Genomic DNA, 23,281 nt, shown 5'->3' on the forward strand with positions numbered 1-23,281 from the left:
CGTGGTCGCCCAGTCTAGTCTTTGACTGCACCGGGTGGCCACGGTTCTTTTTGGGGCGGCCGCCTTGGCATCGTCTGTGAATACGAGTTGCACGGTGGCTAAGTAATAGGGAATAAGGGGCACGGCAACTACACTAGGGCGAAGTTAAATCCGTCCGACTACGCGAATGCGAAGGTACATTTCCCGTGGCTAAACTCCTCTACCGGCTCGGGCGCTGGTCATTCCTTAATAAATGGAAGGTCATCGTCACCTGGGTGGTCCTGCTGGCTGCCGCCGGCGGCGCTACCGCCTTGTTGATGAAACCGATGACGAGCGAGTTCGCTATCAAAGGCACCCCGTCCATCGACGCCACCTACAAGACGATGGACCTCTTCCCGGAAGGCGGCAATCCCGCCAACTCGCCGTCGGTGAACCTGGTCTTCAAGGCCCCGGAGGGCCAAAAGCTTTCGGATCCCGCCAATGACAAGACCATCAACGCGGTCATTTCCCACCTCGAGGACAACCTGGAGATGGGCGATACCATGCGCTTTGGCAACCCCCTTGAGGTCTCGCCGCGGCTGCAGGACGAGGTCATCCACCAGTTCACGGAGATGGGGCTGCCGGAATCATCCGCGCGTGCCGATGCCGATAACCTCGCCATGGTCAACGAAGACGAGACCATTGCCTATACCACCTTCAACTTCGATGCCGAATCGCCCTATAGCGTGGAACAGGCCGATAAGGACATCGTGACGGAAGCGATGGATATTGGCAGGCAGCAGGGGCTTACCGTTGAGGCCGGCGGTGCCGGGTTTGGCGATGAGATTCGGGTCAATTCCACCTCCGAGGTCATCGGCCTGGGCGTGGCCTTCCTCGTACTCATCTTTACCTTCGGTTCCCTGGTCGCCTCCGGAATGCCGCTGATTTCGGCCGTCATCGGGGTTGGCCTGGGCGCATGCGGCATGATGATTACCACGCACTGGATCGAGCTCAATAACATGACGCCGGTGCTGGCCATCATGATTGGCCTGGCGGTGGGCATCGACTATGCGCTGTTTATCCTGTCCCGCTACCGCGCCGAGCGGGCCCGCATGTCCGCCCCAGAGGCCGCCGGTATGGCGGCAGGAACGGCGGGCTCTTCCGTGGTCTTCGCCGGCACCACCGTCTTTACCGCGCTTTTTGCCCTGCTCATTGCGCGCATCGAATTCCTCACCGCCATGGGGCTTTCCGCCGCCGCAACCGTGGCCATCGCCGTCCTCGTCTCCCTCACGCTCATCCCCGCGATGCTGGGGCTTCTGGGGGACAAGGCATTTGCCGGCCGCATCCCCGGCGTGGCCGGGAACCCCTCCCGCAAGGGCAAGGTGCGCCGCGGCCCGACCATGGGCAATCGCTGGGTACGGCTGGTACAAAAGGTGCCCGGCTTGGCGATGGCCCTCGTCGTCCTCTCCCTCGGCGCCATGACCGCCCCCGTGCTCCACATGGATTTGGCGCTGCCTGCCGATACCACCTCGAATCCCGATACCACTCAGCGCAAGGCCGCCGACCTGCTGGCTGAGGGCTTCGGCCCCGGCATCAACGGGCCGTTCCTCGCGGTTGTCGATGCCCACACCATCAACGCCGATTCCGCCGCGCTCGCCCCATTGGTGGCGGCCCAGGGCGGACAGGACGAACCCGAGGAAAACGCCGGCGAGGGCGCCAGTGAGGCACCCGCCGAAGGCCCTGCCGATAACCCGGCCGACCATGCGCCTGACAACGCGCCTGAGCCCGCGCCGAACGAGGCGCCCGACCAGCCAGCCGAGCACCCGGCAGAACACCCCGCGGATCAGCCAGCAGATCAACCCGGCGAACAGCCAGCGGAGCCGGAAATCGCCCCCGTCGCAGAGGTCGAGGACAAGGAAGCAGCTGCTGCGCCGAAGAGCGCCGAGGACAAGGCGGCGCTGGCGTCCTTCCTCTATACCGCGGATCAATTAAAGACGCTCGGCGGGGTAAAGCACGCGCAAATCGTTTCGCTCAGCGATGATCAGCGCGCGGCACAAATCATGGTGACCCCGGAAACCTCGCCGACGGAAGCGGCAACCATTGATGTCGCGCACGCGCTGCGCTCTGCTACCAAGCAGATCGAAGGCACCACCGGCACCGAAGTTGGCCTGACGGGTCTGACCGCCGTGCAGCTGGACATCACCGAGCGCCTGCGCGATGCGATGGCGCCGTATCTCAGCATCGTCGTGGGACTTGCGATCGTGCTGCTGCTCGTCGTCTTCCGCTCCCTCCTGGTGCCACTGGTGGCGGGCTTGGGCTTCCTGCTTTCGGTTGGCGGCGCGTTCGGCCTGACGGTGCTGGTATGGCAAGACGGCCTGTGGGGCCTCGTCCCGGGCCCCGGCCCGCTGCTATCGTTCATGCCGATCTTCCTTATCGGCGTGACCTTCGGCCTGGCCATGGACTACCAGGTCTTCCTGGTCACGCGCATGCGCGAGCACATCGCGCGGCACCCGAAGGGCACGTCGGGGCCCTATAATGCCGTCGACGAGGCCACCATCACCGGCTTTACCCAGGGCGCGCGCGTGGTGACGGCCGCGGCGGTCATCATGATTTCGGTCTTCGTGGCCTTTATCAATCAGCCGCTGCCGTTCATCCAGATCTTCGGCTTTGCCTTGGCGGCGGGCGTGCTTTTCGATGCCTTCTTTGTCCGCATGACCCTCGTCCCGGCCTCCATGTTCCTCATGGGCCGCGCTACGTGGTGGATGCCCAAGTGGCTGGATAAGATCCTGCCCACCGTAGACATCGAGGGCACCGCGCTTGAGGAAGAATGGGAAGCACAACACGGCCAGAAGGCCAGGGAAGAAGAGGAAGATAAGGAATGAAGGACTTAAGTTTCGACATCGATAAGCGCCTGCCCGAAGGCCCCGGCAAGAATGGCCGCAGCGGCGTTATCCACACCCCGCACGGCGATATCGCCACCCCGGCGTTTATCCCAGTGGCGACCAAGGCCACGGTAAAGACCCTGACGCCGGAGCAGATTCGCGCCACCGGAACGCAGGCGATTTTGTCCAATGCCTATCATCTCTACCTGCAGCCGGGCCACGACATCGTGGACGAGGCCGGCGGCGTGGCGAAATTCGAGAACTGGCACGGGCCGACCTACACCGATTCCGGCGGATTCCAGGTGATGTCTTTGGGCGTGGGCTTTAAAAAGGTCATCGCCATGGACTTGGCGGATCTCACCGAAAAGGATATTCGCGCCGCGAAAAGGGAGCGCATGGCCAAGGTGGATGAGGAAGGCGTGGATTTCCGCTCGATTATCGATGGCTCCAAGCACCGCTTTACGCCCGAAAAGTCCATGCAGATTCAGCACGGGCTGGGCGCGGATATCATGTTCGCCTTCGACGAGCTGACCACGCTCATTGATTCGCGCACCTACCAGGAAGAATCCGTGGCCCGCACGCATCGGTGGGCGCAGCGGTGCCTGGAGGAACACGACCGGCTTACCCGCGAGCGCTACCACCGCCCGAAGCAATCGCTGTGGGGCGTGGTGCAGGGCGCGCAATACGAGGACCTGCGCCGCCAGGCCACCCGCGGCCTCTTGGACCTAGACCGCGCCGCGCGGGAGAAGGGCCAGCGCGGTTTCGGCGGTTTCGGCATCGGCGGCGCGCTGGAAAAGCAGAACCTCGGCACCATCGTGGGCTGGGTCTGCGATGAACTGCCGGACGATAAACCGCGCCACCTTCTCGGCATCTCCGAGCCCGATGACATCTTCACCGCGGTCGAAGCCGGCGCCGATACCTTCGACTGCGTCGCGCCGACTCGCTTGGCCCGCCGCGGCGGCGTCTACACGCTCGATGGCCGCCTCAACCTCACCAATGCGCGGTTCAAGCGGGACTTTAAGGGTGTAGACGAGGAGTTCGGCGGCTACGTCACGGAGAACTACTCGCGCGCCTACTTGCACCACCTGCTCAAGGCTAAGGAATTTTTGGCCGGCACGCTGTGCACCATCCACAACGTGGAATTCATGGTGCGGCTAGTAGATAATATCCGCGCCGCCATCAACGGCGGCTACTACGAGGACTACCGCGATGAATTCCTGGGCCGCTACTACGCGGCGTCGAAGGCGCGGTAATCCTCGCGCTTTTTCACCAGCTTGATAACCGTGGAGGTAATGGGCAAGAGGATGACCTCAATCAGCGTCTTCCACACAAAGCCCACCACCACGTAGTTGATGAAACCGCTCGTGGTGTCGATGCCGATGACGGGCGCGGCGATGGCACAAAACAGCAAGGTATCGCCAAACTCGCCCACCACGGTGGAGGCGATCAGCCGGGAGAAAAGGCCCTTTTCGCCGCTGCGCTTCTTCATCGCGGTCAGCGTCCACGCGTTGAGCAGCTGGCCCACCAGGTAGCCGGCTAGGGAGGCCAAAACGATGCGCGGCACCAGGCCCAGCGTGGCGGCGAAGGCCTCCTGGCCCTCATAGAAATCCGCCGCGGGCAGCCAGATGGCGATGTAGAAACACACCACGGCGAGCAGGGCCATCGCAAAGCCGATGTAGATGGCGCGCCGGGTGGACTTGAATCCGTAGCACTCGGATAAAACGTCGCCGACGATATAGGCCAGCGGGAAGAGGAAGAAGGCGCCGTCGGTCACGAGCGGCCCAAGCTGGACGCCCTTGGTGGCGTTGATATTAGAAATCAAAAACGTCACGACGAAGATCGTGACGAGCCAGGGGTAGAGAGTGGAATGAACAGGGATGAAGCGCACTTGAGAGGAGGGGGATTTTTCCATGCCCACTATTGTGCCAAACCGTATGCTGGGACTATGAATTCCGCGACCACCGGGGCGGGCCGCTACGCCCCGAGCCCTTCCGGCGATCTGCACTTTGGCAACCTTCGCACGGCGCTTCTCGCGTGGCTCTACGCGCGCTCGACGGGGCGCAGGTTTGTGGTGCGGGTGGAGGACATCGACAAGCAGCGCTCCTCCCGCGCGGCGGCCGAGCGCCAGCTCGCGGACCTTGCGGCCCTGGGGCTGGACTGGGATGGCGAGGTCATCTACCAGCAGGGTCGCGATGCCGCCTATGCCGCGGCGCTCCAGAAGCTGCCGGTCTACGAGTGCTACTGCTCGCGCAAGGATATCCGCGAGGCTTCCCGCGCCCCGCACGCCATCCCCGGCCAGTACCCGGGCACCTGCCGTGCGCTTTCCGATGCCCAACGTGCCACCAAACGCGCCCAGCTCGCCGCCGACAACCGCCAGCCGACGCTGCGCCTGCGCGCCGATGTCTCCACCTTTACCATCCACGATGCCCTGCACGGCGATTACACCGGCGACGTCGATGATTTCATCCTGCGCCGCGGCGGGCAGGACGGCGGTTGGGCCTATAACCTGGCGGTGGTTGTGGATGATGCCTACCAGGGCATCGACCAGGTGGTCCGCGGCGACGATCTCTTATCCTCCGCCCCGCGCCAGGCTTATCTTGCTTCCTTATTGGGGATTGCACCGCCTACCTACGTGCACGTGCCGCTGGTCCTGAATTCCGCGGGCAAGCGCTTGGCCAAGCGCGATGGTGCGGTGACGATGCGGGATATGGGGGAACAGAGGGGCATCGTCAAGCAGCTGGCGCAGTCTTTGGGCTATGAGGCGGAGACCGCCGCTGAGCTCCTCGCGCAGTTCCGGCCGGAGGAATTGAGCCGCGAGCCGTATATTTGGCGCGCGTAATACTATCGAGCCCATGGAAGTTTTATTGGTTCTCATCGGGCTCATGCTGCTGACCGTCTTCGTCGTTGCGATCGGCGATAGGGTCGGGCTGCCCTGGCCCGCGCTGCTGACGATTATTACCGCCTGCGCCGTTTTCGTGCCGGGGCTGCCGCAATTCGACATCCCCACCGAGCTCATCCTTCCCATCTTTTTGCCGCCGCTGCTGTGGGCGCTGGCGCGGCGCACGTCCTGGGGCGTGATTCGCGGGCAGTGGGTGACCATCCTGAGCCTGTCCGTGCTGCTTGTCGTCGCCACCACCCTGGCCGTGGGCGCGACCGCCTACGCATTCCTGCCGGGGATTAGCATCGCCGCCGCCATCCTCATCGGCGCGGCCATCGCCCCGCCGGACCCCGTGGCCGTGGACGCGGTGGCCGAGCCCGCCGGCATCCCGCGCCGCATCATCACCACCTTGCAAACGGAGGGGCTATTTAATGATGCCGCCTCCATCGTCGCCTTCCACCTCGCGCTCGCCGCCGTGACCCAGGGCGGGGATATTTCTTTTGGCAGCGGCGTGCTGAGCTTCCTTTATTCGTCCGTCGTCGCGCTTGCCATTGGTTGGCTCATCGGGCGGCTGACGGCGCTGTTTATTACCCACGTCCACGATGTGGTCGCGCGCAACGCTTTGACCTGGGTGGTTCCTTTTGCCACCTTCCTCGTGGCCGAGGAGCTGGAGGCCTCTGGCGTTATCGCCGTGGTCATCGCCGCCGTCGAGCTCAACTCGCGCGCCGATATCCAGGCCGAGGACCGGCTTTCCGGCCAGTCTTTCTGGGAGACCATGGAGCTGCTGTTTACCGGTGTCGCCTTTGGCCTTATCGGGCTGACGGTTAATACCGCCATCGCGGAGGTCGGCTCGGATTTGTGGCATTCCGTCATGGTCGGCGTGATCCTTTCGCTGGTGGCCTTCGTGGTGCGTTTTGTGTGGATGTTCTTCTACTACCGCCTCAACGTCTCGCGCGGGCGCCCGCACGTTGCCCCGCTGCGGATGCAGGAGGTGCTGCTGATGACCTGGTCCGGCATGCGCGGCCTGGTGACCTTGGCGCTGGTTTTGTCCATTCCCACCGGCGTCTTCGCCTTCCACCACGAGCTGGCCGTTATCGCACTGACCGTCCTGCTGGTCACCATGGTGCTGCCCGGCCTGCTGCTGCCGTGGTTGATGCGGCAGCTCGATCTCACCGAGGCCTCGCAGGCCGCCAACGATAAGATGCGCGCCGCGGTGGTTTCGCGGGCGCGCGCCGCCAGCATCGATGCGCTATCGCAATTCCGCCCCGAGGACGATGCCACCGGCGAGGCCGAAACGGTCGATCCGGAAATTTCCGCCAACGTCATCCAGTGGTTCGAGGACCGCCTGGGCGATGGCGAAAACCCCGCTGAGAATAACGACGAGCGCAAGCAGCGCGCTGAGGAGGCCCGCCGTGTCGCGCTGGAGGCCCGCCGCACCGCGCTCAATGCCGCGCAGAGCGAGCTCCTAGCCCTGCGCAAGGATCGGGCCTTCAATCCGGCCATCGTGGATGAGATACTGGAAGAGATCGACCGCATGGTCATCGGCACCAATCACCGGGAGATTTAGCCCATGGATCCACAACGCTATGCTGAGCTCGAGGACGCGATGGACTACCTCTACGATTTCCTCGACGCGGACTTGGCGGACCGCGTGCGCGCCGAGCGCGAGTTCGTTCCGGCGGGCCTAGAAAGCTTGCTTGCCGATGACTCCCTTGACGACTACGTCTGGCTCTGGATCAAGGATTCCGGGCCGAATGGCTTCCGGCAGTACCTGCGCGATGGCGGTTATTCCGAGGCCGAGGTGCGCCAGACCTTTGCCTGGGCGCGCAGCGAGTGGGGCATGAATACCCCACCGCATATCGCGTGGCTCAAAGAGGACGGCTACGAGCCACCGCGCATCGACTAGGCGAGGCGGTACGGCCCCGCCTTGCGCACCGCCGCATCGATGACCTCTGGGTTCACCGTGACGGACTCGGAGTGCTTGATGACGACATCCGCGGTGGCCTCCCCGGTCATCTCGAAGGTGGCTTGGCCCATTCCCGTATCGGCAAAGATGCCGTAGAGCTTTTGCAGGCACTTGCGCACGTCATTGTCGTTGCGGACGCCTTCGATGGCGATGCGGGTTTCGGTGACAGAAGATTTATCGGTCATAGAAACAGATTCTAATCCTTCGGTGTTAGATGCGGCCGTTGAAGGCCTGGAGCGCGGAATCCTCACGGGTGCCGCCGCGGCCATCGCCGTAGTCGGCGTAATCACCAATCCAGGCAATGCGCGATACCCACTTCACGGCCTTATACCCGTGGTTCGACTCCACGCGGGCGCGCACTGGGGCGCCCAAGTGCAGATCGATGTCCTGGTCATTGCGCGAAATCGCCAAAATGGACTGATCTTCCATGGCGGTCTCGATATCGAAGGCCGCGTAGAAAGGCTCGCGCGGGCGGTTATCGTACATCTTTTGCGCCAAGCCATAGGACTCGATGAGCACGTAGTTGGCGCCTTCGGGGCGGGGGCAGAGTAGCTCGAGGACATCGGCAAGCTTGGGCCCTCCCCACTTGGAGGTCGCCGACCACCCCTGCATGCAGGTATGCGTGGCGATATAAGACGTCTGCGGCAGCTCCCGCAACTGCTCAAGGGTGACGGTCTTTTCGGTGCCGTTGACATCATCAGCCACGGTAATGGCGTAATCCTGCCAGCCATTGCGCTTGTACTCGGTCCACTCCGGGGACTCCTTCTCCGTCGGCGGCAGGCCGTTGGTCCAGTGGAAGGAGGAAATGGGCAGCGGCGAGTCCTTGGTCTCCTTGGGCTTGCGCGGGTGGAAGTGGTTCAGTGAAAGCTTGCGGCCGATTTCGGTGAACGAGACCAAGAAATTATGCGCCCGGGCGCGGTCCGCCAAGGTCCAGTAGGACAGGGCAATCCAGAAGATGATGACCGCCACGATGGTGATGACTACGGTGGTAAAGGCCTGCACATAGCGCTCGGTGGAAACGTCGCCGAAGACGATGTGGACCATGTTGTGCTCGCGGTGCACGAAGAAGACCAGCACCACGTGGACCAGGATGAACGCGGACATTAAGACCATGCCGATAAAGTGCAGCGACCGCGCGCCCTGGTGGCCGCCCAGCATCTTGACGAACCACGGGAAACGCACGCGGATGGCCGGCGACATGCCCAGACCGGTCACCATCATGAAGGGCGCGACGATGAAGATGACGAAGGCGTAGGCCAACTGCTGGAGGGCATCGTAGGGCGTGAAGTGCTCGATGCCGGGGGCGCTGAGGCTGATATAGACCTTGAAGGTATCCCAGGCCTCAGGGAAGATGTCCCAGGACGTGGGGATGAGGCGCTGCCACAGGCCAGTGGCAAAGAGCAGCACGACATATACCAAGCCATTGAGGACCCACAGCATGACCGAAAGGCCGTGCCAGTGGCGGCCCAGGCCCACGTTTTCGCGGCCCGGCAGCGTCACGACCGGTGACCACGAAAGCTCGTCCATCAAAGAGGTATATACGCCCTCTTCCTTCGGCAGCTTGCGCTTGGTAAAACGCAGCCATTCGGTGCCTGGGGCGCAGTCATTGCGCCACCACAGGCGCGGCATGGAAGAAAGCATTTCCAGCCCGGAGCGCAAGAGCATGCCGATGAGTACAAAGTTGATGAGGTGTGTCGCGCGAAGCCACAAAGGAAAATCGGGGTTTTCGCCGAGAGCCAAGACATAGTCCATGGGGGAGAGTCCTAGTGAGATAGTTTATGGGGAAAGGAACTATCTCTATTTTGACGGGTTTTCACGGATTAAACAAGCAGGCTGTAGATATGCGGAAATCCCGACCCTTTCGAGCCGGGATTTCCAGTGGCGGAGGATGTGGGATTTGAACCCACGAGGGGCGTGAACCCCGCACGCGTTCCAGGCGTGTGACATAGGCCGCTAGTCGAATCCTCCGAGAAGAAACATTAGCAGCCGTGGCAATTAGAATGCCAATCGCCTGGTCAGTACCGATTTTTGGGCAATTATTGGGTTTCGGTAGGGCAGGACCCGGCGCTCACCGAACTGCTGCCGCTTGCCGATGCCCTCACAGCCTTCCGCCTCGCCCCAAGCGATGTCGGGCGGCGGTGTATTTGGCTTATGCGGGCCGTGGGCGTTAAGGTAAAGACAGGATTCCGCGTGGCGTCCATCCTCTGAACTCCCCCAGGGCAGGAATGCAGCAAGGGTCAGGAGGCTCTGACGGGTGCGCGGGGTCCCTTTTTTGTGCAGGGTGCGTTAGTATTGGTGGCTAAACGTCGCACCACACTATGGAAGGTAAGACATACTAATGTCGCTTCTCACTCTGGAATCGTCCGCCTTGGCAGAACTTGCCGCGAAAGTCCGCGAAGAATATGCGGGACTGAAGGCAAAGGGCCTCAAGCTGGATTTGACCCGTGGCAAGCCTTCGAAGGCGCAGCTCGATCTCTCCAATGCGCTGTTGTCGCTGCCGGGTGAGGGAAACTATACCGATGCTGAAGGTGCTGACCTGCGCAACTACGGCAACCTGAAGGGCGTTAAGAAGCTGCGCGAGCTGTGGGGCGAGTTAATCAATATTGACCCAGAGCTCTTGCTGGCCGGCGATAGCTCCTCGCTCAACATCATGTTCGACCTGATTTCTTGGTCCTATATCTTCGGCACCAATGATTCGCTGCGCCCGTGGAGCGAGGAAGAAACCGTCAAGTGGATCTGCCCCGTGCCCGGCTATGACCGTCACTTCGCCATCACGGAGCTCTTCGGCTTTGAGCTGGTGACAGTGCCGATGGAAGACGACGGCCCGGATGTCGAGGCCATCGCTAAGCTCGCCCAGGACCCACAGGTCAAGGGCATGTGGCTCATCCCCATGTTCTCCAACCCCACCGGCGTACTTATCTCGGAGGAAAAGACCCGCCGCCTGGCAGAAATGGACACCGCGGCGCCTGATTTCCGCATCGTGTGGGATAACGCCTATGCAGTACACACGCTGACAGAGGAGTTTCCGGAAGTCTTGCCGGTGCTGGACATCGCCAAGCAGGGCGGGCACCCCAACCGCTTCTGGGCCATGTCCTCGAGCTCCAAGGTCACCTTCGCGGGCTCCGGCGTGAGCTTCTTCGGCTCCTCGGCGGAGAACCTCGACTGGTACCTGGCGCACGCGGGCATCCGCGGCATTGGGCCGAATAAGATTAACCAGTTTGCCCACGCCGAGTTCTTCGGGTCCGCGGACGGCGTGCGCGAGCTGATGCGCCGCCACGCCGAGCTGCTGGCGCCGAAGTTCGCCGCCGCGCGCCGCATCCTGGATGAGCGCCTGGGCGAGTACGGCGTGGCGGAATGGACCGACCCAGCGGGCGGCTACTTCATCTCCATGGACGTCGTCGACGGCACCGCCACCCGCGTGTGGGAACTGGCCAAGGACGCCGGCATCGTGCTCACCAAGGCGGGCGCGGCCTACCCGCACGGACGCGATGAGAATGACCGCAATATCCGTCTTGCGGTGTCGCTGCCGCCGCAGGAGGAAATCGAGGAAGCCATCGACGGCGTTGCCACCTGCGTGCTCCTGGCGGCCATCGAAAAGGCGGAGGGCTAAAATCAACGCCGACGAATCCGCAGTGTGGCTCAGCGAGGTCATCCCGGCTCCGCTGGAGTTCCGGTACGTCGATGGGCGCAGGCTGGGTTTAGCCACGCTTGCCGATGCCCAATCTCTCGCCCTCACCACCACCTTCAACGACGTCGATACCGGCCTGCGCAGCGATGCCGAAGGCCTAGATGTGCGCTGCGAACTGGTGACGGTGGCGCGCGTGGGCCAGCCCGAAGTCGCCGCCGCCGTGGGGGCCGCGGCCGCGAAGCTGGAGAAGGCGGGCGGCCTCTTGCCCGCGCAGCCCGGCGTCTTGCTGCCGTCGCTTTTAGATCTCCCTGGCGAGCAGACCGTGCACCACGGACTGCTCATCGCCCCGTACCTCTGGGGCGGGCAGACGCCGCAATACCGCGAGGATGACCGCCTGACGCTCGTGCTGCAGCTGGTCATGCTGACGGATGCGGAATATGCGTTTGGGGTGGAAGAAGGCGTCGGCAAGCTGCAGAAAGCTGTGGCCGAGCAGGGCATTGACCTGCTGGACTGGTCGCGCGAGGGTTAGCCGGTAAACTGGCTAACCGTGGCTTTATACCGGAAATACCGTCCAGCAACGTTTGCCGAGGTCGTGGGGCAAGAGCAGGTCACCACGCCGCTATCTGCCGCCCTCGACGCGGGGCGCATCAACCACGCCTACCTCTTTTCCGGCCCGCGCGGCTGCGGTAAGACGTCTTCGGCGCGGATTATGGCCCGGTCGCTCAACTGCGAGCACGGGCCCACCTCGACGCCGTGCGGCAAGTGCGATTCGTGCGTGTCGCTTGCGCCCGGCGGCCCGGGCAACCTGGACGTGACGGAGCTCGACGCCGCCTCGCACAATGGCGTGGAGGACATGCGCGAGCTGCGCGACCGCGCCTACTATGCGCCGGCGGAATCGCGCTACCGCATCTTCATCATCGACGAGGCGCACATGATTTCCCCGTCCGGTGCCAATGCGTTGCTCAAGGTGGTTGAAGAGCCGCCCGAGCACGTGATTTTCATCTTTGCGACGACGGAGCCGGAAAAGATCATCGGCACCATTCGCTCCCGGACGCACCACTATCCCTTCCGCCTGCTTACCCCGCCCGCGATGAAGGGGCTGCTGCAAAAGACCGTGGCTTCTGAGGGCGTGCAGGTTGAAGACGCCGTCTATCCCATGGTCATCGAGGCCGGCGGTGGCTCCCCGCGCGATACCTTGTCGCTGTTGGACCAGCTTTTGGCCGGTGCGGGCCCCGATGGCTTGACCTATGACCTCGCGCGCCCGCTGCTGGGGGTTACGGACGTCACGCTTCTCGATGACACCATCGCCACCCTCGCCGAGAACGACAAGGCCGGCCTCTTCGCACAGATCGACAACGTCATCGAGGCCGGCCACGACCCACGCCGCTTTGCGGTGGATCTGCTCGACCGCTTGCGCGACCTGATGATCCTGCAGGCAGTGCCGGGCGCCATCGACGCCGGCCTGGTTTCCGCGCCTACCGACCGCGCCGAGGTGCTCACCGCCCAAGCGCAGCGTTTTTCCGGCCCGCAGTTGACTTATCTTGCCTCCACCGTCAATGATCGCATCAGCGATCTGACCGGGGCCACCTCGCCGCGCCTGCTGCTCGAAATCATGTGCGCGCACCTGCTCATCGGTACCTCGTCCGGCGCGGCGCCGGGTGCAGCTCTGGGCGCCGCGAGCCAGCCAGGCCAATTGCCTCAGGCCGCCCAGCCCAGCGGCGCCCCGCAATCCGCACAGGCAAGCCAGCCCAACCAGGCCGGCCAAGGGGCACAATCGGCTCAGGCAGCGCAGGCAGGACAGCCAGGACAATCGGGCCAGGCGGCACCCTCTGCGGGAAACGGCCCCGCCTTTTCGGGTGCCCAAGACCCGCAGTCGGCAGCGGCCGCCATCATCGCGCGGCGCCGCGCAAAGTCCCAGGCCCAGCAAAACCAGCCTGCTCCGGGCTCCACCGCACCGGCGGAGCCACAGCAACGACAAAACCAGGCCGCCACGGGCCCTACTGGCTCAGAGGTGCCTGCACAACAATCAAATCAAGCGGCCGCTGGCACCGAGGCACAGTCGGGGCAAGCAACATCACCGTCACCATCGTCTCAACCGGAGGCAACGGCGCAGCAATCGCGTGGCGAGCATGAGGGTCCTGCGCAGTCGGCGCAGGCCACCCCGGCTGAGCAGTCTGCGCAGCCAGCACCGGCGGCGCAACATGAACAGCCAGCGCAAACGGAGTCGACAGGGGCTGAGAATCAGGGACGATCTGAGTTGTCCCAAGAACAACCGAGCGCGGAGCATGCGCAATCGGCGCAGGCTGATTGGGCTGGGCGGCCTGAGCAGCAGTCCACGGATTCGCAGTCTAGCGATGTGCCTGAAAAGGACGCTTCGCCTGCTGGAGCAGGCGACGACGTAAAAACTGACGTCGGCGCGGATCCATGGGGCCAGGAGCGCCAGGTTCCGCAGAATGCGCCAGCCCGCGGTAACAGCCAGGCGGAACCGCTGGAGAAGCCGGTGCCGGCGGCGCCCGCGCAGCCGGAGAGGCAGAGCCAGACCCAGGCAGCGCAGGCGCCAGCGCAGCCGGAGGGGCAGCAACAAGACCATGGAGAACAACAGCAGGCGCAGGGGGCATCGGCAAGCGGCGATGACGGTGACTTCGTGGAGGCAGTGAAGCGGAACTGGGTGGAGCTGAGGGGGAGCGTCGGCAAGCGGAATAAGGTCGCCGAAATCATGCTTGCCGAAGCCCGCGTGCTCGGATTCCGCGATAATACGCTGACGCTGGGGCATACCACCGGTGCGCTGGCAGAACGCATCAATGCGCCGGCGAATAATTCCGTCATCGTGGACGTGCTGCGGGAGGAATTCCAGCGTGATATTGAGGTCAATTGCGTGGTGGGCACGGACCCGAAGACCGCTGGATTCGATGCGCCGCGGGCCCCGCAAGCTAAACCCGAATGGAACCCCAACGCGCCCGAGCGGGAGCCCAGCGACGATAAGGAGGCGGAGAGTAAGCCTGGGTGGCGCTCGCGCATCGCCAAGGCAAGCGAGGTGGCGAAGCAGCGCGATGAGGAATTCGCGCGCACGCCGCAATTTAGCAACGGGGTGCCGCTGCCGCCCGAGCCGGAAAGCCCCGCGGACGAGCCGCCGCCGGAAGAACCGCCGGCCTATACGCGCGATGATGAAGAACGCGACATGGTCGAAGCCGCGCAGTCCGCAGGCGAAATGGACCACCGCAGCGCCACCGAGGTGGCGATGGAGCTCGTGGAAAAGGAACTAGGCGCACGCCGTGTATAGGACTGTGGCACGGTAGACTCGGGCGGTAGCAAAGCTATTGAGAAAGGACGAAAGCTATGGCTGAACAAGATTCCACCCCACAACCCAACGACATGAATGACCTCATCGCGCAGGCCGCGCAGGTGCAGGCCGAGCTGCAGAAGGCGCAGGAAGAAATCCTGGCCACCAACGTTGAGGGCAGCGCGGGCAATGGTCTGGTTAAGGTGACCATGACCGGTGGCGCCGAGCTGGTAGACCTGCAGATTGATAAGTCCGTGGTTGACCCGGAGGACATCGATACGCTGCAGGACCTGGTGATGGGCGCGTTTAAGGATGCCCACGCCGCTGCGGGCAAGCTGGCACAGGAAAAGATTGGTCCCCTCTCGCAGGGCATGGGCGGCCAGGGTGGACCGTCGATGGATGACATGTTCGGCGGCTTCTAACCGCGCGATATTCTTAAAAGGCCGTTGTCCCGATAGCGGGGCCGCGGCCTTGACGTAATTTTGGGAGTTGTGGTGTTTGAAGGACCTCTGCAGGACCTCATTGATGAGTTTTCGCGCCTGCCGGGCATCGGCCCGAAGTCGGCGCAGCGTATCGCGTTTCATGTGTTGCACATGGAACCGGAGGATATTGAGCGCCTGCAAAATGCCTTAGGCGGGGTGCGCGATGGCGTTACTTTCTGCCGCATTTGTTGCAATATTTCGCGCGAGGATGTGTGCCGGATTTGCATCAATTCGCAGCGCGACGCCTCCACCATTTGCGTCGTGGAGGAGCCGAAGGACATCCAGGTCATCGAGCGCACGGGCGAGTACGAGGGCCGCTACCACGTGCTTGGCGGTGCGCTGGACCCGCTGGCCAATGTTGGGCCGAAGGATTTGAATATTTCCACGCTCCTCCAGCGGCTGGGCGGGGTGTTGCCGGATAGGGAGCTGGCGGATTCCACGCCAGAGGCTCCGCTTTACGACGACACTCCCACCATCCGCGAAGTCATCCTCGCCACCGATCCAAACACGGAGGGCGAGGCCACCGCGGCTTACCTGGTGCGGCTATTGCGGGACTTCCCCGATTTAAAGATCACCAGATTGGCCTCCGGCATGCCGCTCGGAGGCGATTTGGAGTTCGTGGACGAGCTCACCTTGTCCCGTGCGCTCTCGGGGCGCTTGACCATTTAGGAGTCCGCGGCACCGACCGCGGTGCCGTTCGGGATTTACTCGAGCTGAGCGGTTTTGCGGTTTAGGGCACGGCGGCGGTCGGCCCTCGTGGGGCGCGGCCAGTAAAGACTGGGGGAGGCGCATTCGGCTCAGGCGGCGAAGCCGAATGTGACGGTGCAGCGGAACCCGGCGGGTGGGCTGGGCGGTCCGCGTGGCGCGGATGCGGCGGCAGCCAGGCGATGCGCCCGTTGACGCGCGCCATCCGCCCGCGCCCCGGAAGGCCGTTGATCGAATTGTGGTACGGGCACAAAAGGCACATATTCGCCGGGTGGGTGTGGCCGCCGCGGGCGTATTCGAAGATGTGGTGGGCTTGGCATTCGGCGGCGGGGCGCCTGCAAGCAGGCCAGGCGCAGCGCGCGCCTTCGGCCTCGAGCATGCGGCGCTGCTTGGCGGAGGCGTGGCGGGCGCGGTAGAGGTTGACGGGGCCTTCCTCGGGGTGGATGAGGGTGAAAAGGCCGGCGCCGGCGAGCGTGCGGCGGATAAGGTCGGCGCCGGTGATGGTGGCGCCGTTGGTCATGGCGAGGCGGACTTCGGAGCCCTCGCCGCGCAGGATCTTCAGGTAATCCGGCAGCTCGATGATGACATTGGTGGTCACGCTGGCCGGCGCGACGGCGCGGGAACCGGTGAGCCAGGCGAGGGGATCGCCCTTCGCGGTGGCCCAGATATCGGCCATTTCGGCGGCGGGGCCGGTAAAGCTCAGCGTGGTTTTCTCGCCGTGCAGGATGCGGCGCCCGCCGTCTTCGCGCTCGGGCGGCGGGGCGATGTCGCGTAGCAGGCGGGTGGCGGCGCGGGACACTTCGGCGGTGGTCCCGGCGGTGGCGCACAGCGTTTCGCGGAAGCGCCAGCGCTCGGTGGGATTCTTCACCCGCCGGGAGCGGCGCGCGATGAGCGCGAGCGTGCCCAGGCTGTGCTGGTTGCGGCGCGCGGCGGCTAGGGCGCGGCGTTGATAGCGCGAGTGGCTGGTGGGAGAGAGGAAAGCCTCGGCGGTGCGGCGCAGCTCGCGCGCTTGGTCCGCAGGCAGGGGCAGGTCAGCGGCAGCGTAGGCCTCTTCAATCAGGTCTACGCCGCGCTTGGCGATGTCCCCCAGCTGCTCCAATAACGTCATGCCCCGCAGCCTAGAGTTGGGGCCTGGGAGCTACAAGGCGACCGCGGCCAGCCTGTGGATAACTTGGCTCAATTCGGCTCTTTTTGGTTGTGAAGGCCGTGAATTGGGGAAGTTATCCACAGGTTTAGCGCTGGGAGCGCGGCGGCTCGGCGGCGTTGAAGCGCTCGGTGCGCAGGCGGTCGACGGCGGGGATATCCAGCGGATCGAGATCCGCGAGCGAGACGCCTATGGCTTGGGCGAGGAGCAGATCCGCGAGCTGTGGGTTCCGGGCCAAGGCGGGGCCGTGCATATAGGTGGCGATGACGCTGCCCTGCACGGCGCCTTCGTAGGTGCGCTGGGTGGAACCATCGGCGAGATCCGCGGTGGCGGCTTGGTCGGCGTTGCCGTTGCCGCGGGTGAGGGTTCCCAGCGGGCGAGCGGACGGACCGAGGATGGTCGCGCCCAGGTGGTTTTCGAAGCCGGTGAGCGGCTCGGTGAGATCTGCGGTCACGCCGGCGCCGGTAGGGGTGGAAGACACCTCGCCGATGGCGCGGTCTTGCATGCCGGCGGTGGTGGCATCGATAAGCCCGACGCCATCGATAACCCGGCCGGAAGCGCGGAAGGACTCGCCCAGGACCTGCAAGCCGGCGCAGATGGCCAAGATGGGGCGGCCGGAATTGGCGGCGCGGGTTAGCCCGCCATCGGCAATGAGGTGTTCTGCGGCAAGGATCTGCGCGGTGTCTTCGCCGCCGCCAATGGTATAAATATCCAGCGTCTCGGGCACGGGTTCGCCCAGCCGGATGGGGTGAATCTCGGCGTCGAGGCCGCGCATGCGGGCGCGCTGGCGCAGCACGAGGGCGTTGCCGTCATCGCCGTAGGTGCCGAGGACATCGGGAAGCACTAGGCCGATATTAAGCATTATTAGCCTCCTTGGACAGGGCCTTTTTCAGATCGCGGAAGGCGGTGTAATTGGCAAGGACCTCGATGCGGCCCTCGGGACAGGCGGCGAGCGCATCCATGGGGTCCGGGATGAGCTCGTGGGTGATATCCGCGTAGACGAGGCGGACGGCAAGGTCGGTGCCGCGCTCGCCGGCGGCCTTGACGCTGAGACCGTTAAAGCCCTCGAATTTTACGTCCCAGAGCCAGGACATGTCGATACCATCGGCAACCTGCCCGTTCGTGGCGATGACCAGCCCATCGGCGCTGCGGTCCACCATGGACAGGGCCTCTTGCCAGCCGGCGGGGTTCTTGGCCAGCAGCAGGCGAATCTCGCGGCCCTTCCAATGAATGGTGGAATACCGGCCGGCGACGTCATCGATGCTTTCTGCCGCGGCAATTGCGCGATCCAAGTCCACGCCAAAGCCTTCGACGGCTGCGGCGATGGCCTGTGCCGCGTTGCCGCGATTGGCGCGGCCCGGCAGCGCCAGGTTCAGCGGGCGCTTTGCGGTGGGGGTAATAACGCCATGCTTGTCGATGCCCCACGTCGGCTGCGGGCGGCGGAACTCGCGGCCATCGGCAAGCGGCTTGACCGCATACCAGTCATCCTCGGTGCGCACGACGTGGCCACCGGTGCGCGGGCAGGTGACGGAATCGCCGAGCCAGCCGGCGCCGGCAGAAACCCAGATGACGTTCTTGGCGTCATAGGCCACCGAGGTCATGAGCACGTCATCGCAATTGGCGATGACCAGCATGTCCGGGTGGGCCTCCACGGCACCGCGGAGGGCGCGTTCGATCTTGTTGATCTCGCCGACGCGGTCGAGCTGATCGCGAGTGAGGTTGAGCAGGACGAGCGCCTGCGGGTTGAGGTTATCGGCAACGTGCGGCACGTGCAGCTCGTCGACCTCGAGGACGAGGTGCGAGGCGTCCTTACCTGCCATGAGCGCGGAGATGATGCCGGCGTCCATGTTATCGCCGCCGTCGTTGGTGGCGACCTGGTGCTCGGCGCGGACCGCGGCGGCGAGCATACGGGTAGTGGTGGACTTGCCGTTGGTGCCGGTGACCAGCACGGCCGGGCGCCCGCCACCCAGGTTGGTCATGATGGAGGGGTCAATGGCATTGGCGATAAGGCCGCCGATCATTCCGCCGGCGCCCCGGCCGGTGGCGCGGGAAGCGGTGGTCGCCAGCTTCGCGGCGGATGTCGCGGCGGTGGTGCGCAACTTCTTCAAGGCACCCGGGACTGAAAAACTCATGCCCCCTAGGGTAGTCGGGGAAGCGGCCTAGGCGTTGTTCTTGGGCGCCGAGCCGCCAGAATTTCGCCGCCCCCGGCCGCGCCCGCCGCGCCTGCGCCGCCGCTTCTGACTCTTGCTCTGGTTATTTCCACCGCTCTTCTGCGGGGGCTGGCGCCGCGCAGTGGTGGGGTCTTCGATGCGGGTGAGGGCATCGAGAAACGCGGCATCGGACATCAGCGGGATGCCCTTGCGCTGGGCGTGCATGGCCTTGCCCACGAGATCCGTGGTGACATTGCACACGACAAGCGATGCCTCGCGGGTGAGCTTTTCCGAATAGTTCAGCTCCTCTCGCATGAGGGCGGAAATAATCGTATCCGGGTCCTCCAGAATTTCGGGGGCCACGACGATTTCCATGCCGCGGCGCAGCTCCTTGCCGGGCTCGTACTTGCCGGGGTTGTGGTGCTGCACGGGGGCTTCGGCGGCATCGACGCGCACGTGCGAGCGCTGCAGGCCAAAGCGGTCGGCGCGGACATCGTCTGGGGCATAGCTGCGCACCGGGCCGCGTTGTTGGTGCTGGTAGAGCTGGATGAGCAGCTCCGTCTCCTCGCGCGAGGTCTCCTGCTCTGGACGCCGGGCGCGTTCCACCGTCGCCTTAGGATCAGCATCCAAGCCATTCTGCTTAGCGACGCCCCTCAGCCGCACATCATTCGACCGCACCCCCTGCGCATACGAGGTGGCCAAGGTATCGATGATGCGCACGGGGGCGGGCATGTGGCCCACCTTTTGGCGGCGGCGCTTGCCCTTATTGCGACCGCGGTTGCGCGCGCGGTTTTGGCGGGCGGCGGTCATCATGGCGCGGCGGGCCTCGGCGACGATAAAACCCCAGGTATAGGGGATATCGTGGACGACGAGGGTGCGGCCATCGATAAGCTTATCCAGCGATTTGAGGATCCTGCTGAAGGCAGGTGCTTGCTCGATATCCGCGACGGTGAGCCCGTGGAGGTGGTGCGGGCCGGCGTCGATATCCGGCTTGAGCACGGCGTGGAAGCGCTGGCCAATATCGCCGGCGTTATCAAAGGCCACCGCATCGATGGTCACGATGCGCCCGGTCGAGGGGTGGATGCCCGTGGTCTGCAGCGTGAGGGCCACGTAGGGGTGCTTGGTGACGGTCTCGGTCTTGTCCGGCTGCTTTTGCGGCGCGCTGTCCGCGCTGGATGCGGAGGCCTCGGATGCTGTGGTGCTTGGAGCGGCCGAAGCGGCTGTGTCGGCCGGGGTTTTCGGCTTCGCCGGCCCGCCGGAGGGGCGGACGGCGCGGCGTGGACGGGGTCGAGGCCGACGCGGGCCCGGCTGCGCGGGGTCCGCGTCAGGGGTGGCGGAGTCGGCTGCGGAGTGAGGGGACGCCTGGGCGTGGGTCCTAGCCGCATGCTGGGACGCCATGGTCGCCGGCGAGGGAGCCTGCGGCGACCGTGGGGAGGGGCCAGGTGTGTTATTCATCAACCTAAGTCTAGTATCCCGGAATTCCTGTGGCGGGACAGGGCGCGCCGGGCCTTTTCATTGCCTAATCCGGTTTAGTGGACACTAAACCGCGACGATGAATACGGTCACCAGCGCCACGACGGCGACTAGGGCTATGGCCGTGACCCACCACCCGGTGTGGCGCGTGGGCTCCGGGGTGGCGGTGACGGCGCGGAAACTGCTGGTTTCGAAAGTCTCGGTCGCCGCCTGCGTGGTGGGGGTGGCAACTGCCACGGAGTCCTCGTTGGAGGCGGGAAGCGGGTCGCCGGCGTAGATGCTCAGCACACGATCGTTGCCGCGCGGGGCGTGGTAGGCGTGGGCGAGGATGGGGGCATCGGCAAGCGGGGGCAGCGAGGGGCCCGGGGATAGGGTGGTGAGGAACTTAGGGCCGAAGAAGACATCGACGGCGTTGGCGGAGGGCACGAGGTTGACCAGCACGTGCATCCGGGCCTGGGCGGGGATATCGAGGTCCGCGGGGAGATCGGTGATATCGATGGGCGGGGCGTAGCCCAGCATCGTATAGGGGCCGCCGGGCGGATTATTCGCCGGCAGGCAGAGTCCGGGGCGGGGAAGCAGGAGGGTGACGTGGCCATCGGCATGCGGCTGGGCCGTGGCGGCTGGGGTGAGACCGGCGCGGAAAAGCAGGTCGATCTCGGGGTATTCCGCGCGGTCCGCGGCGCTAATGGTGCCGATCTGGCCCTGTGCTTCCACGCTTAAACCGCCCTCCTGGCCGGGAGCCAGGGTGACGGTAAATTCCTCCGTGCCCTTCACCGATGCGCCGTGAATGGGCAAGGCCTGCACCGCGCCGAGGCCGCGGTGGGGGATGAGGTAGGTAGAAGAAGGCATAGTCGATCTTCTACCATGCCGGCCCGCGCCCGCGTTAGGCCAACGCGCGGTTTACTGCGGAGGTAATCGCGTTGATGGAGGCGCGGGTCGTGGAGCCGGCGATGCCCGCGCCCCAGACCTTGTTCTGGTTGACGTCGGCGGCAATGTAGCAGGCGGCCTCGGCATCATCGCCGGCCGAGCGCGACTGCTGGGAGTAGTCGATGACATTGAAGTCGATGCCCAAGGACTCCAGCGCATTGGCGTAGGCGGCGATGGGGCCGTTGCCGGTGCCGGTGACCTCGGATTCCTTGCCGTTGTAGGTCACGGTGGCGGTGACGGTGGCATCGGTATCTTCGGCGGAAATATTGTCGATCTCAAACGATTCCAGCTGCAGCGGGGTGGTGCGGTCCAGGAATTCGGTGGCGAAGATGTCCCACATATTCTTGGAATTGACCTCGCCGCCTTCGGTATCGGTGATTTCCTGGACGACGGTGGAGAATTCTGCCTGCATGGCGCGGGGCATATTGATGCCGTGGTCGGTCTTCATGATGTAGGCAACGCCGCCCTTGCCAGACTGGGAATTGACGCGGATAACGGCCTGGTAATCGCGGCCCACGTCCTTCGGGTCGATGGGCAGGTAGGGCACCTCCCAGATGGCATCGCGCAGCTCTTCCCAGCTGACGTCGGTGGAATTGGCCTCCGGGCGCACCGTTGCGGCCAGCGCGTCCAGGCCCTTATTGATGGCATCCTGGTGCGAGCCAGAGAACGCGGTAAAGACCAGTTCGCCGCCGTAGGGGTGGCGCTCCGGAACGCGCAGCTGGTTGCAATACTCCACGGTTTCGCGGATTTTGGGCAGATCGGTGAAGTCGATCTGGGGGTCAACGCCCTGGGTGAGCATGTTCAGGCCCAAGGTCACCAGGTCCACGTTGCCGGTGCGCTCGCCATTGCCAAACAGGCAGCCCTCAATGCGGTCGGCGCCGGCCATGTAGCCCAGCTCGGCGGCGGCAACGCCCTCGCCGCGGTCATTGTGGGGGTGCAGCGAAATCAAGATGGAATCGCGCCGGGCCAGGTTGCGGTCCATCCACTCGATGGAATCGGCGTAGACATTCGGCGAAATCATCTCCACCGTGGACGGCAGGTTGATGATCATCGGGTTCTCGGGGCTGGGATCCATGATGGCGACCACGTCATCGCAGACCTCGCGGGCGAAATCCAGCTCGGTGCCGGTGAAGGACTCAGGGGAGTATTCCCAGCGCCAGTTGGTATCGGGGTAGTCGGCGGCGATGGATTTGATGAGCTCGGCCGCATCGGTAGCCAGCTTCTTGATGGCCGGCTTGTCCTTGCGGAAGACCACGCGGCGCTGCAGCTTCGAGGTGGAGTTATAAAAGTGCACGATGACGTTCTTGGCGCCGGCGCAGGCCTCGAAGGTGCGGCGAATCAGGTGCTCGCGGGCCTGGACGAGGACCTGGATGGTGACGTCCTCTGGAATCTTATCGCCCTCGATGATTTCGCGGACGAAGTTGAAGTCCGTCTGGGAGGCGGACGGGAAACCCACCTCGATTTCCTTGTAGCCCATCTGCACCAGCAGGTTGAACATGCGGTGCTTGCGCTCGGGGCTCATGGGATCGATCAGCGCCTGGTTGCCATCGCGCAGGTCCACGGCGCACCACTGCGGGGCGTGGGTGATCTTCTTGCCCGGCCAGGTGCGGTCCGGCAGGTCGATGTCTTCGACCTCTACGGCGAAGGGTTGGTAGCGCTCGAACGGCATGGAGGAGCCGCGCTGCTTATTCCAGGCGGGCTGTCCCTCGCGGGGAGGGCCTGCAGGGGTGGTGATTTCGCGGGGTGCACTGATGAAGGAATCGTTGGGAGACATGGGGTGCGGTGTCCTTAATGTGTTTGGTGTCGGG

Annotated in this window: 19 protein-coding genes, 1 tRNA gene and 1 other RNA gene; 11 read left to right on the plus strand and 10 right to left on the minus strand. The window is 64.4% G+C overall.

What is annotated here, in order from left to right; all coding sequences use genetic code 11:
• The first annotated feature begins 185 nt into the window (after window positions 1-185).
• Together ACP8IT_RS00865 and tgt are read left to right on the plus strand one after the other, a co-directional pair.
• A complete protein-coding gene (locus ACP8IT_RS00865; protein WP_490290210.1) occupies window positions 186-2,840 on the plus strand; it encodes an MMPL family transporter in 2,655 nt (884 codons plus the stop codon).
• Entirely contained in the window at window positions 2,837-4,093 is a 1,257-nt protein-coding gene (tgt, locus tag ACP8IT_RS00870) for a tRNA guanosine(34) transglycosylase Tgt (protein ID WP_490290211.1), read from the plus strand. The genes ACP8IT_RS00865 and tgt overlap by 4 nt, the downstream gene beginning before the upstream one ends.
• Here the strand turns inward: tgt and ACP8IT_RS00875 are convergent.
• Window positions 4,069-4,752: a queuosine precursor transporter gene (locus ACP8IT_RS00875; RefSeq protein WP_237791641.1), complete on the minus strand. Its 684-nt coding sequence runs from the start codon at window positions 4,750-4,752 to the stop codon at window positions 4,069-4,071. The two genes, tgt and ACP8IT_RS00875, sit on opposite strands and share 25 nt — an antisense overlap.
• Before the next feature lie 33 nt (window positions 4,753-4,785).
• Between ACP8IT_RS00875 and gluQRS the strand changes: the two genes are divergently transcribed.
• Genes gluQRS through ACP8IT_RS00890 form a run of 3 tightly spaced genes read left to right on the plus strand, consistent with a single transcriptional unit; the run spans window position 4,786 to window position 7,624 of the window.
• Window positions 4,786-5,679 carry a tRNA glutamyl-Q(34) synthetase GluQRS gene (gene gluQRS, locus ACP8IT_RS00880; RefSeq protein WP_490290212.1) on the plus strand — a complete coding sequence of 298 codons (894 nt, stop codon included), beginning with the start codon at window positions 4,786-4,788 and terminating at the stop codon, window positions 5,677-5,679.
• 13 nt (window positions 5,680-5,692) lie between these two features.
• Entirely contained in the window at window positions 5,693-7,285 is a 1,593-nt protein-coding gene (locus ACP8IT_RS00885; RefSeq protein ID WP_005276438.1) for a cation:proton antiporter, read from the plus strand.
• A gap of 3 nt (window positions 7,286-7,288) precedes the next feature.
• Entirely contained in the window at window positions 7,289-7,624 is a 336-nt protein-coding gene (locus tag ACP8IT_RS00890) for a hypothetical protein (RefSeq protein WP_490290213.1), read from the plus strand.
• Here the strand turns inward: ACP8IT_RS00890 and ACP8IT_RS00895 are convergent.
• From ACP8IT_RS00895 to ACP8IT_RS00905, 3 genes are all read right to left on the minus strand, one after another.
• The gene (locus ACP8IT_RS00895) at window positions 7,621-7,869 is read right to left on the minus strand and encodes a hypothetical protein (RefSeq protein ID WP_023016563.1); all 249 of its coding nucleotides are present in this window, start codon (window positions 7,867-7,869) and stop codon (window positions 7,621-7,623) included. The two genes, ACP8IT_RS00890 and ACP8IT_RS00895, sit on opposite strands and share 4 nt — an antisense overlap.
• 25 nt (window positions 7,870-7,894) lie before the next feature.
• Window positions 7,895-9,436, minus strand: a complete 1,542-nt coding sequence (locus ACP8IT_RS00900; RefSeq protein ID WP_490290214.1) for a molybdopterin-dependent oxidoreductase — start codon at window positions 9,434-9,436, stop codon at window positions 7,895-7,897.
• A 127-nt stretch (window positions 9,437-9,563) separates the two neighbouring features.
• Window positions 9,564-9,652 (minus strand) — tRNA-Ser (locus ACP8IT_RS00905).
• A 209-nt stretch (window positions 9,653-9,861) separates the two neighbouring features.
• On the opposite strand from ACP8IT_RS00905, the gene ffs reads away from it, so the two are divergent.
• From ffs to ACP8IT_RS00935, 6 genes are all read left to right on the plus strand, one after another.
• An RNA gene (gene ffs / locus ACP8IT_RS00910) (signal recognition particle sRNA small type) lies at window positions 9,862-9,958 on the plus strand.
• A 64-nt stretch (window positions 9,959-10,022) separates the two neighbouring features.
• Complete coding sequence (locus ACP8IT_RS00915; RefSeq protein WP_284629513.1) at window positions 10,023-11,294, plus strand: aspartate aminotransferase type Ic; 1,272 nt, start codon at window positions 10,023-10,025, stop codon at window positions 11,292-11,294.
• Between the two features lie 22 nt (window positions 11,295-11,316).
• Window positions 11,317-11,841: a suppressor of fused domain protein gene (locus ACP8IT_RS00920; protein ID WP_237791637.1), complete on the plus strand. Its 525-nt coding sequence runs from the start codon at window positions 11,317-11,319 to the stop codon at window positions 11,839-11,841.
• 18 nt (window positions 11,842-11,859) lie between these two features.
• Window positions 11,860-14,592, plus strand: a complete 2,733-nt coding sequence (locus tag ACP8IT_RS00925) for a DNA polymerase III subunit gamma and tau (protein ID WP_490290215.1) — start codon at window positions 11,860-11,862, stop codon at window positions 14,590-14,592.
• Between the two features lie 56 nt (window positions 14,593-14,648).
• The gene (locus tag ACP8IT_RS00930) at window positions 14,649-15,014 is read left to right on the plus strand and encodes a YbaB/EbfC family nucleoid-associated protein (protein WP_023024999.1); all 366 of its coding nucleotides are present in this window, start codon (window positions 14,649-14,651) and stop codon (window positions 15,012-15,014) included.
• Between the two features lie 72 nt (window positions 15,015-15,086).
• Entirely contained in the window at window positions 15,087-15,743 is a 657-nt protein-coding gene (locus ACP8IT_RS00935) for a recombination mediator RecR (protein ID WP_023029977.1), read from the plus strand.
• A gap of 61 nt (window positions 15,744-15,804) precedes the next feature.
• Here the strand turns inward: ACP8IT_RS00935 and ACP8IT_RS00940 are convergent, their stop codons facing one another.
• The 6 genes from ACP8IT_RS00940 to leuA all read right to left on the minus strand — a co-directional run bounded on the left by ACP8IT_RS00940 (window position 15,805) and on the right by leuA (window position 23,247).
• Window positions 15,805-16,887 carry an HNH endonuclease signature motif containing protein gene (locus ACP8IT_RS00940; protein WP_490290216.1) on the minus strand — a complete coding sequence of 361 codons (1,083 nt, stop codon included), beginning with the start codon at window positions 16,885-16,887 and terminating at the stop codon, window positions 15,805-15,807.
• A 124-nt stretch (window positions 16,888-17,011) separates the two neighbouring features.
• A complete protein-coding gene (locus tag ACP8IT_RS00945) occupies window positions 17,012-17,785 on the minus strand; it encodes a type 1 glutamine amidotransferase (protein WP_490290217.1) in 774 nt (257 codons plus the stop codon).
• Window positions 17,778-19,055: a Mur ligase family protein gene (locus ACP8IT_RS00950; RefSeq protein ID WP_005280819.1), complete on the minus strand. Its 1,278-nt coding sequence runs from the start codon at window positions 19,053-19,055 to the stop codon at window positions 17,778-17,780. Before ACP8IT_RS00950 ends, ACP8IT_RS00945 begins: the two co-directional genes overlap by 8 nt.
• Window positions 19,056-19,082: 27 nt before the next feature.
• Window positions 19,083-20,183, minus strand: a complete 1,101-nt coding sequence (locus ACP8IT_RS00955; RefSeq protein WP_414017574.1) for an exonuclease domain-containing protein — start codon at window positions 20,181-20,183, stop codon at window positions 19,083-19,085.
• A 429-nt stretch (window positions 20,184-20,612) separates the two neighbouring features.
• Window positions 20,613-21,395, minus strand: a complete 783-nt coding sequence (locus ACP8IT_RS00960) for a hypothetical protein (protein WP_490290218.1) — start codon at window positions 21,393-21,395, stop codon at window positions 20,613-20,615.
• A 34-nt stretch (window positions 21,396-21,429) separates the two neighbouring features.
• On the minus strand, window positions 21,430-23,247 hold the full coding sequence (gene leuA / locus ACP8IT_RS00965; RefSeq protein WP_490290219.1) for a 2-isopropylmalate synthase: 1,818 nt from the start codon (window positions 23,245-23,247) through the stop codon (window positions 21,430-21,432).
• Between the last annotated feature and the right edge of the window lie 34 nt (window positions 23,248-23,281).

The sequence above is a fragment of the Corynebacterium sp. LaCa_23 genome (assembly GCF_058182375.1).